Annotated in this window: 10 protein-coding genes and 1 riboswitch; of the genes, 2 read left to right on the forward strand and 8 right to left on the reverse strand. The window is 62.5% G+C overall.

All coding sequences use genetic code 11. The features are described 5' to 3' along the window. Positions 1-65: 65 nt before the first annotated feature. From atzF to QOM08_RS06980, 7 genes are all read right to left on the reverse strand, one after another. Entirely contained in the window at positions 66-1850 is a 1785-nt protein-coding gene (gene atzF / locus QOM08_RS06950; RefSeq protein ID WP_316912738.1) for an allophanate hydrolase, read from the reverse strand. Between the two features lie 22 nt (positions 1851-1872). Continuing rightward, positions 1873-5502 carry an urea carboxylase gene (gene uca / locus QOM08_RS06955; RefSeq protein WP_316912739.1) on the reverse strand — a complete coding sequence of 1210 codons (3630 nt, stop codon included), beginning with the start codon at positions 5500-5502 and terminating at the stop codon, positions 1873-1875. Positions 5503-5805: 303 nt separating this feature from the next. Continuing rightward, positions 5806-6447, reverse strand: coding sequence for an urea amidolyase associated protein UAAP2 (locus tag QOM08_RS06960; protein WP_107322078.1), 642 nt, complete (start codon positions 6445-6447; stop codon positions 5806-5808). Positions 6448-6458: 11 nt separating this feature from the next. Next, entirely contained in the window at positions 6459-7184 is a 726-nt protein-coding gene (locus QOM08_RS06965; protein WP_316912740.1) for an urea amidolyase associated protein UAAP1, read from the reverse strand. A gap of 13 nt (positions 7185-7197) precedes the next feature. Next, positions 7198-7986, reverse strand: coding sequence for an ABC transporter ATP-binding protein (locus tag QOM08_RS06970; protein WP_047227987.1), 789 nt, complete (start codon positions 7984-7986; stop codon positions 7198-7200). Continuing rightward, positions 7983-8798 (reverse strand): ABC transporter permease, encoded by an 816-nt coding sequence (locus QOM08_RS06975; RefSeq protein WP_047227986.1) that lies wholly within the window; start codon positions 8796-8798, stop codon positions 7983-7985. Before QOM08_RS06975 ends, QOM08_RS06970 begins: the two co-directional genes overlap by 4 nt. 15 nt (positions 8799-8813) lie before the next feature. Then, positions 8814-9881, reverse strand: a complete 1068-nt coding sequence (locus QOM08_RS06980) for a putative urea ABC transporter substrate-binding protein (protein ID WP_139050921.1) — start codon at positions 9879-9881, stop codon at positions 8814-8816. 60 nt (positions 9882-9941) lie between these two features. Beyond that, a riboswitch (guanidine-I (ykkC/yxkD leader) is annotated at positions 9942-10043 on the reverse strand. Between the two features lie 305 nt (positions 10044-10348). On the opposite strand from QOM08_RS06980, the gene QOM08_RS06985 reads away from it, so the two are divergent. Next, the gene (locus QOM08_RS06985; protein WP_107322081.1) at positions 10349-10753 is read left to right on the forward strand and encodes a hypothetical protein; all 405 of its coding nucleotides are present in this window, start codon (positions 10349-10351) and stop codon (positions 10751-10753) included. 197 nt (positions 10754-10950) lie between these two features. Here the strand turns inward: QOM08_RS06985 and QOM08_RS06990 are convergent, their stop codons facing one another. Next, positions 10951-12063: an enoyl-CoA hydratase/isomerase family protein gene (locus QOM08_RS06990; protein WP_047227984.1), complete on the reverse strand. Its 1113-nt coding sequence runs from the start codon at positions 12061-12063 to the stop codon at positions 10951-10953. Between the two features lie 131 nt (positions 12064-12194). On the opposite strand from QOM08_RS06990, the gene ung reads away from it, so the two are divergent. Next, positions 12195-12887 carry a uracil-DNA glycosylase gene (ung, locus tag QOM08_RS06995; protein WP_047227983.1) on the forward strand — a complete coding sequence of 231 codons (693 nt, stop codon included), beginning with the start codon at positions 12195-12197 and terminating at the stop codon, positions 12885-12887. Positions 12888-12971: the final 84 nt, after the last annotated feature.

Below are 12971 nucleotides of genomic sequence, written 5' to 3' on the forward strand. Positions count from 1 at the left end.
AAGTGCAGCGGCCGCAAAAGCGTCTGCTTCGCAGCCGAGCGGGAGCAAGCTCCCTCGCCACACAATCACAACTGTTTCAGACTATCTAAATAAGCCCGCCATCCCCCCAAATGGCTGATGTCCTGCGCGTCCGTCAAACCATACGGCTCACAAATGAATCCGCTTTCCCAGCGGCCGTCGGCCAGTTGTACCTTGCCCAGCCCAAGCGGCGCGGGGATGCCGGTCAGGAACGAACCGAGTTCACTGCTCGGCAATTCCCAAACCTCCACCTCGATGGCCACGCCGCCTTCACTGACCCGCAGCATGCCGGGACGCAGAGGCGGGCCACCGGCCAGTGCGTAGAGACGGTAATCGGCTGAGCTGTGGGTGGCCTCGACCAGACGGGCTCCGCGTTGCTGGAGCTGCCAGTTCAGTGCCAAACCGTCCAGATGCGCCCCGCACACCACCAGCCGCGCCCGGTCATGGCGAGCCGGGTTGGCCGGCGCTGGCACGGCCGGCGCTTGTTGGCGCTGCAAGGCGTCGGCGACGCTTAACAGGTATTGATCGGTGAAGGCCCGACCGAACAGCGTCACGCCCCAAGGCAAGCCGTTAGCCATGAATGCGCTGGGAACAGCGACGGCAGCGTAGTCCAGCAGGTTCATGAAGTTGGTGTAGTAACCCAGCTCCGAGTTGCGCAGCACCGGTTCGGCGGCCAGTTCGGCGAGGGTCACCGGGCGACCGATGGTCGGGGTGAGGACGCAATCGAGCGTTTCCATGGTGCGATCGCATTGGGCTTTGAGCGCTTGCAAACGGTACTGGGCACGGAAGGTTTGTACGCCATCCACGGTAGGCGCTTTCGCCAATACGGCGCGGATAACTGGCAGTACGGCGTCGGGCTCGCGCTCCATCAACTCCCCGGCAACGCTGTAGCGCTCAGCCACCCAAGGCCCTTCATAAAGGAGCCGGGCGGCTTCCAGAAATGGGGACAGGTCCAGTTCCACCGCTTCGCCGCCCAGGCCCTTGAGGCGCTCGATGGCCGCTTGAAACAGTCGTGGACCTTCATGGCAGCCGAAAAAAGCCAGGTCTTGCCGACGAGGCACGCCGAAGCGAAAGCTGCGTGGCGCGCCGAACGCAGAGCCGTCGTTCCACATCGGATTGCGGCGGCTGTACTCATCGCGTGGGTCGAGACGGGCTGTCAGCGCCAGTAACTGGCTGGCTTCCCGCGCCGTTGCGGTGAAGGTCGTGACGCAGTCCAGCGTGCGACAGGCCGGCACCACACCCGCCGTGGAAATCAATCCCTTGGTGGCCTTCAAACCCAGCAGATTGTTCAGCGCCGCCGGCACCCGACCCGAACCAGCGGTATCGGTGCCCAGGGCAAAACTTGCCACACCCAGGGCCACCGCCAGTGATGAGCCGGCGCTTGAACCGCCGGCCGGATAGTCGGGCAGCACGCTATTGCGACAGGCACCGTAAGGCGAGCGGGTGCCGTTGAGCCCGGTGGCGAACTGGTCGAGATTGGTCTTGCCCAGAGGAATCGCGCCCAAGGCCAGTAGCTGCTCGACAAGGGTGGCCGAACGTTGCGGCACGTAGCTGAACGCCGGGCAGGCGGCCGTGGTGGGAATACCTGCCAGGTCGATGTTGTCCTTGATCGCGAACGGCACGCCATACAGCGGCAGGTTTTCCAGATCCTGGCCCTCCAGCGCGACGAGGTAAGGTTCAAGCTCCTCGGGCGTCAGCAGGTGGATGAACAGGTGGTAGTCCGGGTTCAGCGCCGCGGCTTTTTCCCGCAGGCTCAACAGTAAATTGCGAGGTGTAAGTTCGCCGCTGCGGTAGGCGTCGCGCAAATCGTCCAGGCGTAAAGACGGGGTCATGGCATTAATCCTTTGATTGAGTTCAGTCACGTTCCAGCACCACCACACGTTGTCCGGCGCGCACCGCCGAGCCGGGCTGTACACGAATCTGGCGCACCACTCCGGACACGGGGGCGAGGAGTGGGATCTCCATCTTCATCGACTCCAGAATCACCAGTACGTCACCCGCGCTGACCCGAGCATCCACCTGCACCTGGACCTGCCAGAGATTGCCAGCGATGTGGCTATCGACACTGAGTTGATCTTCGCTCAGCAGCGAATCTTCGCTGGGCGCGGGTGCCGGTTCTTCGCTGTCGAAGTGTGCCTGGCCACTGGCGATCCAGCGCTCGCGCTCGGCATTGAAGGCGCCTTGTTGCTGCGCTCGGAACGCGGCGATGCTGTCCGCCTCCTGCGCCAGGAAGCGCTGGTAATCAGCAAGGTTGAGTTGACCGTGTTCGATGTTCAGGTCGAAGCGGCCCAGCGGGAAGTCCCGGCGGATGCGCAGCAGTTCATCGGCGCTGACCGGGTAGAAGCGGATCTGGTCGAAGAACCGCAACAGCCAGGGTTTGCCGTCGAATGCGGCGACCTCGCGATAACGATTCCACATCTGCAACGTGCGCCCGACGAACTGATATCCACCTGGGCCTTCCATGCCATACACACACATGTACGCGCCGCCGATGCCCACCGAGTTTTCCGCAGTCCAGGTGCGGGCCGGATTGTATTTGGTGGTCACCAGCCGATGCCGAGGGTCCAGTGGCGTGGCGACCGGCGCGCCGAGGTAGACATCCCCAAGGCCCATCACCAGGTAGCTGGCGTCGAACACCGTGCGTTGCACTGCGTCGAGGTTGGGCAGGTCGTTGATACGGCGGATGAACTCCAGATTGCTCGGGCACCAGGGCGCGTCCTTGCGCACCGTGGTCATGTATTTTTCGATGGCCAGCTGGCAGGCCGGATCGTCCCAGGACAGCGGCAGATGCACGATGCGTGATGGCACCTGCAGATCCTGCGCGGCGCACACCGCGTCCCATTCACCGCTGAGGATCTGCAGTAGTTCGGCCAGCGGCAGTTGTTCGGGTTGGTAATGCACTTGCAACGAACGAATGCCCGGCGTGAGGTCGATTACGCCGGGCAACTGTTTGTGCTCCAGCGCCTGCATCAAGGCATGGGCGCGAAAACGCAGCACCAGATCCAGTTCGGGAGCGCCTATCTCCAGCAGCAGGTGCGTGTCGCCGGCCAATCTCGCCACCAGACGGGTATCGTCCTGACCGATATCCAACACCACAGGCGACCCAAACCCCTGTGGGAGCGAGCCTGCTCGCGATGGGGCCAGATCAGACTCCGCAACCACTTCATCGCGAGCAGGCTCGCTCCCGCATTGATTCCATTCCAAGGTCAGAGAGCGGGCGGTCTTCAGGTCCACCGGCACAAACCGCACCCTGTCCCCGGCCTTCAGTTGCCCCAGTTGCCAAAGATCCGCCTCGATCACCGTCACCGGGCAGACGAAACCACCCAGGCTCGGGCCGTCGGGCCCGAGGATGACGGGCATGTCGCCGGTGAAGTCCACGGCGCCGATGGCATACGGGTTGTCATGGATGTTGGATGGGTGCAGTCCGGCCTCGCCGCCGTCGGCGCGTACCCATTCGGGTTTCGGCCCGATCAGGCGCACGCCGGTTCGGCTGGAGTTGAAATGCACTTCCCAGGCCGTGTCGAAGAAGGTGTGGATGTAGCGCTCGGTGAAGTATTCCGGCGCGCCATGGGGGCCGTAAATCACGCGGATCTGGCGCACGTCGGGCAGCTCCAGAGTGGGTTCGCTCGTGTGCGCCACGGTCGCGCGCTCATCCAGGGGCGCCAGGTGCAACACGTCGCCGGTACACAAGGCCCGCCCCCCATGGCCGCCGAACTGGCCGAGGGTGAAGGTGCTTTTACTGCCCAGGTAATCCGGCACTTGCACGCCGCCTTGCAGGCACAAGTAACTGCGCGCCCCGGCGCCGGCGATGGTGCCGATCGCCAACGTGGAACCGGCAGGAATCGACAGGGCAGTGTTCATCGGCACAGCTTCGTCATCGAGGGTCAGCGCAATGACCGCGCCGGTCACGGCCACCCTGGCAGCGCAGTTGAAACGCAGCAACGGCCCGCTCATGGTGATTTCCAGCGCCGCGGCGCCTTCTTCATTGCCCAGCAGGCGATTGCCCAGGCACAGCGAGCGGCTGTCCATCGGTCCCGATGGCGGAACACCCACCGCCCAATAGCCGAGTCGGCCGGGGTAGTCCTGAATGCTGGTCTGGGTGCCGGGGCTGAGCACTTCAAAAGTGTGGGCGCGATAGACCAGCGCCTCAAGGCAGCGAGTCCAGGGCTGGCCGCTGGCAAAGGGTGCATCGAGGAGAATCTGTTGCAGGTAGTCGCGGTTGGTTTCCACGCCGTACAACAGGCTTTCATTCAGCGCTTGATGCAAGCCCAGGCGTGCCTGCTCACGGGTCGGCGCCCAACGAATGACTTTGGCGATCATCGGGTCGAAGTAGGGTGGAATCTGGCAGCCGGCCTCGACCCAGGTGTCGATGCGCAGTTGTTTGCCGTCGGCTGGCGGCCATTGCACAGCGGTCAGCAGCCCCGGGCTCGGCTGGAAGTCCCGGCCTGGATCCTCGGCATACACGCGCGCCTGAATCGCATGGCCCTGGGCTCGCAACCCCTGGCTCAACTCGCTCAGGGGCGGCAGGTCCCCGGCGGCCAGTTGCACCATCCAGCGCACCAGGTCGACGTTCCACACTTGTTCGGTGACGCCGTGCTCCACTTGCAAGCGGGTGTTCACTTCCAGAAAGTAAAAGCGCCCGGCGTCACTGTCGAACACGAACTCCACGGTGCCGGCGCTGCGGTAGTTGACCGCCTGGGCCAGTTGAATCGCTGCTGCGCAGAGCTCCTCGGCCATACCTTCGGGCAAGTTGGGCGCAGGGGTTTCTTCGATGACTTTCTGGTTGCGCCGCTGCACCGAGCAGTCGCGCACGCCCAGTGCGATCACCTGGCCCTGGCCATCGCCGAATACCTGAACCTCAAGATGTCGAGCCCGTTCGATGTACTTCTCGATGAACACGCCGGCATCGCTGAAGTTGTTCTGGCCCAAGCGCTTGACCGCTTCGAATGACTCGCTCAACTCGGCGGCATTGCGACAGACACGCATGCCGATGCCACCGCCGCCAGCGGTGCTTTTGAGCATGACCGGATAGCCGACCTGGTTGGCGGCCAGTAGCGCGGCGTCGAGGCTGTCGAGCAGTTCGCTGCCTTCGAGCAGTGGCACGCCGTGCCGGCGAGCCAGGTCGCGGGCGGTGTGCTTGAGGCCGAACACACGCAGTTGCTCTGGCGTCGGGCCGATGAAAGCGATGCCGGCGGCCTCGCAGGCCTGCGCGAAGGCGGCGTTTTCCGAGAGAAAGCCGTAGCCGGGATGGATCGCCGTCGCGCCGCTGCTTTTGGCGATTGCCAGCAGCTTGTCCACCGCCAGATACGTACCGACCGCCGCACCTTCGCCCAGGCAGTGGGCTTCGTCGGCCTGCAGGATATGCAAGCTGGCCGCATCGGCCTGGGAATACACCGCGACGCCTTCGACCTTCAGCTCGCGCAGGGTCCGCAGGATCCGGCAGGCGATGGCGCCACGGTTGGCGATGAGGATTTTTTTGAACATGGCGTAACCCCCTCAGGCATGACTGTCAGCCTGAACTGGGATGCGGGCCGTCCCGCAGTTTTCGATGGCCGCCGGGGTCGTCCCTGGTGGCGAAACCTCCAAACACCCGACTCCCCTGTGGGAGCGAGCCTGCTCGCGATAGCGGTCTGTCAGTTACATCAGTGTTGGATGTGCTGCTGCCATCGCGAGCAGGCTCGCTCCCACAAGGGTTTGAGGGTGTTCATGAAATCAGTGTTTATTTGATGCACTGCCCCGACCGGCTCTGGCACAAGGCAAACAGCCAGCGGCGCAGGCGGGTGAGTTTCAGTTCCATATCAAAAGCTCCGCTGGCGTGGGGTTGTAGGCGTTGCACGGGTTGTTCAGTTGCGGGCAGTTGGAGATCAGGACGATCACGTCCATCTCGGCCCGCAGGTCGACGTATTTGCCGGGCGCCGAAATCCCGTCCTCGAACGTCAGGCCGCCGTCGGCGGTGACCGGCACGTTCATGAAGAAGTTGATGTTCGGCCCGATGTCGCCCTTGCCCAGACGACCGTCGTGGGCGCAGGCCCGCAGGTAGTTGTCGCGGCAACTGTGCATGTAGCGTTTTTCCAGGGCGTAGCGCACGGTGTTGCTTTCCTGGGCGCAGGCGCCACCGAGGGTGTCGTGGCGCCCGCAGGTGTCTTCAACGATGGTCAGCATGGGCCGGCCGAGGTTGGAATACAGCACGCTCCCGGTGCTCAGGTACACGCTGTTCTGCCGGCGCAGGGTGCGCTGCACGTCGTAGCGTTCCTTGGGATTGGCCAGGCTGTAGAACAGCGTATCGACCGCCTGGTTGCCTTCCAGGTCGAGGATGCGCAGGGTCTGGCCGGCCTTGACCTCCACCAGCCAGGGTTCCCCGGCGGGGATGGTGGCGCGGTAGATGGCGGCGTCGGGCTGCTTTTGCAGGGTGGCGATGGCAAGTGACATGGCAGCGATCCTCAGGCGAACAGGCGGTCGGTGTTGATGAAGCCGCGCTGGTTTTCCGGGCGCGAGTTGCGGCAGTGCTCGGCCACGCTGGGCTCGGCGTTCATCCAGCTGAGCTTGAGCGGTTGCGGGGCGTATTGCGGGTTCGGGTCCATCGGGTGTTGCAGCGCAGTCAGCACCACCAGGGTATCCATCGGTGCGTAGAGCTCGATGTAATCGCCGGCCTGGGAATGGTCTTCAACGAAGTGAAAGTTGCCGGCCTCATCGACATCGACCCGGCTGAACAGGTTGAGGGTCATCAGCAGGTCGGACAGGCCCAACCCCCATTTGCCCAGCTCCACCAACAGGTTGTCGGTGCCGTTGCGGAAGAACCCGTTACGCAGTTCCTGATAGCGGCCCTGGCCGTATTTTTCAGCCACTTCCTCGGCGCAGAGCACACCGCCTAGGCTATCGCTCCAACCGCACGTGTCGGCGGTGATCGCCGCTAGCACCCGGCCCATGTCCGAGTACAGGCAATGGCCGGTGGTGAGTTTGGCGGTGTGTTGGCATTTGAGGCTGTCGGGCAGGTTCAGGCGCTCGGTTTTCTCATTGGCATTGAGCAGCGTCAGGCTCACGTTGGCCCCGCCGCGCAGATCGGTCAGGCGCAGCAGTTGACCGCGCTTGAGTACGAAGGAACGGTGGCCGCCACCGGGCAGCAGCTCTTCGGCGAAGGGAGGAAACAATTGGGTCGAATCGGTCATGGGAAAACTCCTTTCAAGCGATACGCAATGCGCCGGCCAGTTCGGCGGGCAGGGCGTCGACGGCGGCACGGGCGGTGCGGCGGTCGCTGTTCAGTGGAATGTCGTAGGTGATGCGCGCGCCATAGGCGCCGGGGGCATGGGGATCGACGCGAACCTTGTCGAACACCAGCAGGCGGGTGCCGAGGCTGAATCCTTCGGACAGGTCATGGGTGACCATGAACACCGTCAAGCGGGTTTCGCGCCACAGCTCCAGCAACAGGGCGTGCATGTCTTTGCGAATGCCGGGATCGAGTGCGCCGAAGGGTTCGTCCAGCAGCAGGACACGGGGTTTCATGATCAGCGCCTGGGCGATGGCCAGCCGCTGTTGCATGCCCCCGGACAACTGCGCCGGGTATTTGTCCAGTGCATGGCCGAGGCCGACCTTGTTCAGCAGATGCGCGGCCTCTTCACGGGCCTGGCGTTTGGCGCTGCCGAACAGGCGTCCCAGCAGCGGCGAGCGCGGCAGTTCCAGGCCCAGGGCAACGTTGTTCAGCACCGTCAGATGCGGGAACACTGAGTAACGTTGGAACACCACGCCACGGCTGGCATCCGGCTCACCAGCCAGAGGCTCACCGTCCAGCAGAATCTGCCCGCGACTGGCGCGCTCCTGGCCCAACAGCAGCCGCAGAAAGGTCGATTTGCCACAACCCGACGCCCCCACCAGCGTGCAGAACTCGCCTTCGGCGACGCTCAGGTTCAAGCGTTCGAGCACCACCTGATCGGCGTACTGCTGCCAGACGTTATTGACCTTGATGAAGCTCATGCCTTCGCCCCCTCATACCAGGGGAACGCTCGCCGGGTCAGGTGCTTGAGACCCCAGTCCATCAGCCAGGCGAGCAAGGTGATCCACACCACGTACGGCAAGATCACATCCATCGCCAGGTACCGGCGCACCAGGAAAATCCGATAGCCCAGCCCATCGGTGGAGGCGATGGCTTCGGCGGCGATCAGAAACAGCCAGGCCGAACCGAGCATCAGCCGCAGGGAAATCAACAGGCGTGGCAGCAATTGCGGCAGCACCACCCGCAGCATCAGGGTCCAGGTCGAAGCGCCGAGGGTCTGGGCCTTGATCAGCAGCTCGGGCGGAATTTCCCGGGCGCGCTGTTCCAGGTCCCGGGCCAGACACGGGGTGATGCCAATGACGATCAGCATCACCTTCGACAATTCTCCCAGACCGAAGACGATGAACAGAATGGGCAGGATCGCCAAGGGTGGCACCATCGACAGCACGGTGAGCAACGGCGACAGCGGCGCGCCGAACAGCGGCAGCGTGCCGGCGGCGATGCCCAGGCACAGGCCGGCCAAGGCGCTGATGCCCAGGCCGATTGCCAGTCTGCGCAGGCTCGATGCGGTGTCTTGCCAGAGCAGGTAATCGCCACTGCGCACGTCAGCGGTGAAGGCCAGGCGTTTGACCGCATCGGCCATCTGCACCGCGCTGGGCAGCAGCTTGTCGTTGGGGTTGTCCGTCAACCGTTCGGCCGAGCCCATAAAGTAGGCGAACAGCACCAGCGCGAAGGGCAGGATCACCAACAACAGGCGGCTGGGGCGATCCGGATAGCGGTTGATCAGGCGCATGCCAGCTCCTCCGGTTTACAGCTTGGCGTCGGCGGCCAACTGCACGTAGGTCGGGTCAAAGCGCAGTTTGAGGTTGGCCTTGTCGCCGCTGGTCACGCCATTGGCAAACGTCATGCCGACCGCGTCGGTGTCCTTGGCGCCTTCGCCGAGCAAACCGTGCTGGAACGAAAACTCGGCGACCTTGCGCATGGTGGCGGGCAGTTGCTCACTGGTGGCGAAGCTCAGGGCCTCCTTGGGCGTGGCGAACAACTTGGTGGTGTCCAACTGCGACTGGAATCCGGCCAGATCGGTGCCCGAGGCTTTGGCCATGTGTTCGAGTGCGGTCTTGCTGGCGGCGTTTTTTGCATCCATCAGCGCCACCACTTCAAACCAGGCACCGGTCAATGCTTTGCCCAGGGCCGGGTTGTCCTGCAGGGTCTGGGTGTTGACCACCATCATGTCCATGATCTCTCCCGGGATCTGGCTGGAATTGAACACCTCGCTCACGCCGGGCTGGGCCTTGATGTCCGAGAGCATCGGGTTCCAGGTGGTGACGGCCTTGACCTGGTCGGTATTGAAGGCCGCGGAGATATCGGCATCGGAGGTGTTGACGACTTTGAGGTCTTTTTCGGTCAGACCGACCGAGTCCAGGGCGCGGGCCAGCAGGTAATGGGAGACCGACAGCTCCACCAGGTTGACGTCCATGCCCTTGAGGTCGGCGACTTTCTTGCCGTCACCCTTGAGCACGATGCCGTCATTGCCGTTGGAAAAATCGCTGACGATCAGCGCGGTGCTGTCCACGCCGCCGGCGGCGGGAATGGTCAGGGCGTCCATGTTGGTCATGGTGCAGCCGTCGAACTGACCGGCGGTGTATTGGTTGATGGATTCGACGTAGTCGTTGAGCTGCACGACATCGATGGTGATGCCGTATTTTTTCGCCCATTTATCGACAATGCCTTGGCTGCCGGCGTACTCCCAGGGCATCCATCCGGCGTAAATGGTCCAGCAGACGCTGAAATGGTCTTTTTGCGCGGCAGGGGACGAGGGGCTTACGAGGGCCGAGAACGTAGCGAGGAGCAGGGCGCAAAGACGAAGCTTGAGCATGGTGGTTCTCCAGTTGATCAAGGGCGGACAGGAGCAACGCGGCACCGCGAACGGTGGCTTGTCTCCCGGGCTTTTGTCCCGCCGTGTAACCTCAACTGGAGGTCGCCAACTCTCGGACCAGCCACTCGCCAGAGACGAGCCGGAACCCTAGTCAGCCATTGCAAATTGTGGTGCCGCGAACCTGTGATGACTCCTGCACGGAGTTTGTTAAAGCGAGAGCCGTGCCAAGTAGCGTAAAGGCCCGGTCCAAAGCGGGTGGGGGGAGAACAGCGCGGCGTCGCCAGTGGGTTTGTGCATGGTTGTGGTGCTTTATCGCACCGGGATGAGGCACGGGGCACATGTTTCAACTTATTGCCGGGGCGCACCAGATTCGGATTTCGCTGTCAGATTAATCGTCAGTCACCCAATAGATGACTGCCGCCCGCCAGCGTCGCTGATGTGGCTCATTAGCGGTCCAGGAGGCCGCCATGTATCGACGACTTCTGCTCATTGCGTTTCTGGGTTTGACACTTTCGGCATGTGTTCCTTACGACGGAGGCTCAAGCTACTACCGTTCCGAGGTCTACACCTCACCGGCGCCGGTCTATTACGGTGGCGGGAGCTACTACTCGGCACCGCGCGGCTATTACGCTCCGCGGTATTACTCGGCACCGCGTTATTACCAACCGGCACCACGCTATTACTCGGCGCCGCGCTACTACCAACACGGTCCACGCTATTACTCGCCACCGCGCACGGCATACCGGTCTCATCCACACCGGGGCGGCTGGGACGGCCATAACCGGGGCGGCTGGAATGACGACCGTCGTGGTCGAGGCGGACGTGATCATCGGGGACGCGGTGATCATGATGGACGGCGTAACCACCGCTGATTCGTCGGCAGCAAAAAGCGGCGCATTGAGCGCCGCTTTTTTGTGCCTGTAACAAACCCGATGGGATAACACTTGTGGGAGCAAAGCTTGCTCGCGATGACAGGGGGTCAGTCAGCTTCCCGGTGACTGGCATACCGCTATCGCGAGCAAGCTTTGCTCCCACAGATGTCGCTCTCACAGAGTGTCACCCAGGTTCTTTACTCATTAGACAAATCCGCCAGCGGATGCCGCCCTTCCCAGGCCTTGTGAAAATGCGCCTCGACCGCTGCTGCGGGGACATGGTTGATGTCCGGCCAGTGCCAGCGGGGCTTGTGGTCTTTGTCGATCAGCCGCGCCCGCACGCCCTCGCTGAATTCAGGGTGTCGGCAGCAGTTGAGGCTCAAGGTGTATTCCATGCGCAACACACTTGCCAATGACAAATGCCGGGCTCGGGCGATCTGTTCCCAGACCAGATGAGCAGTCAGCGGGCAGCCTTCGGTCATGGTCTTGGCCGCCCGGGCGATCAATGGGTCTGAATGGTCCACCAGCAGGCTGAGGGTTTTCCAGGCGCAACGTACATCGCTGACATCCAGCCATTCGTCGATTTTCTGCCGGCGCGGTAGCCATTGCGCCTCGGGCAACTGGGCGACGGCTTCCTGTTGCAAGGCCTTGAGCAAGCTGTTGAGCTGCATGGGCGTCTGTTCCTGCCAATTGAGTTGCAGCAGGCCTTCGATCAGATCGTCCTGTTGTTCATCCAACAGGAAACGGTCGGCCAGACCCAGGTCAATGGCATCCCGGGCATTCATATGGGCGCCCGTCAGGCCCAGGAACAGGCCAAGCTTGCCGGGCAGCCGCGACAGGAACCAACTGGCGCCGACATCCGGGTACAGGCCGATGCTGATTTCCGGCATCGCCAGGCGCGTGCTCGGTGTGACGATCCGAATATTCGCGCCTTGCAACAACCCCATGCCGCCGCCAAGCACGTAGCCATGGCCCCAGCACACCAAGGGCTTGGGAAAAGTGTGCAGGTTGAAGTCCAGTCGGTACTCCGCGGCAAAAAATTGCGCCGCCAAGGGCGGTACTTCACCTGGTTGAGCGCGGCAGGCCTCTACCAGGCTGCGCACTTCGCCGCCGGCGCAAAACGCCTTGGCGCCGTTGCCACGCAACAATACACAGACGATTTGCGGTTCTCTGGCCCAGGCGTCGAGACGATCGCGCAGGGCGTTGATCATCGGCAAGGAGAGGGCATTCAAGGATTTTTCAGCATCCAGGGTGGCGATGCCGATACGGGCGCCATTGATGCCAGTGAGTTCTTCGAAGTGCAGATTCATCGTGACCTCGATCAGAAATTTGAATGATCAGTATGACCGCTGCGTAGGAAAGTGCCGGTTCTGCGTCAGATCAATTGACAAGCCATGTAGGCTTTCCTAGGGTGCGCCCATTGTTTTTACCGGGTGCAACCATGACTGCTGACGACCGTATCAAACTCGAACCGAGCTGGAAGCAAGCCCTGCGTGCCGAGTTCGACCAGCCCTATATGGCAGAGTTGCGTGAATTTCTGCGTCGGGAGTACGCCGCCGGCAAGGAAATTTACCCACCGGCATCGTTGATTTTCAATGCCCTCAACTCCACGCCGCTGGACAAGGTCAAGGTCGTGATCCTCGGCCAGGACCCTTATCACGGCCCAGGCCAGGCTCATGGCTTGTGCTTTTCAGTGCAGCCGGGCGTGCCGGCGCCGCCCTCGCTGGTGAACATCTACAAGGAATTGAAACGCGATCTGAATATCGACATCCCGAATCACGGCTACCTGCAAAGTTGGGCCGACCAGGGGGTGTTGCTGCTCAACACCACCATGACCGTGGAGCGTGCCAATGCCAACTCCCACGCAGGCAAGGGATGGCAGCACTTTACTGATCGGGTCATTGAAGTGGTCAGTGAGCACCAGCCGCATTTGGTCTTTCTACTGTGGGGCGCTCATGCCCAAGGCAAGCAGAAGCTGATTGATGCCACCAAACACTTGGTGCTGACCTCCGTCCACCCGTCGCCGCTGTCGGCTTACCGCGGTTTCCTGGGGTGCGGGCATTTCAGTCGGGCCAACAAGTTTCTTGAGCAACAGGGCGAAGCGCCGATTGATTGGCGGTTGCCGCCGGTTTAATGCGCCCAGCTGACGGGCCCCATCGCGAGCAGGCTCGCTCCCACACTGATTTGTGTACGCCGCAATATTCTGTGGGAGCGAGCC

The sequence above is a fragment of the Pseudomonas sp. P105 genome (assembly GCF_032614175.1).
Lineage (GTDB): Bacteria > Pseudomonadota > Gammaproteobacteria > Pseudomonadales > Pseudomonadaceae > Aquipseudomonas > Aquipseudomonas rhizophila.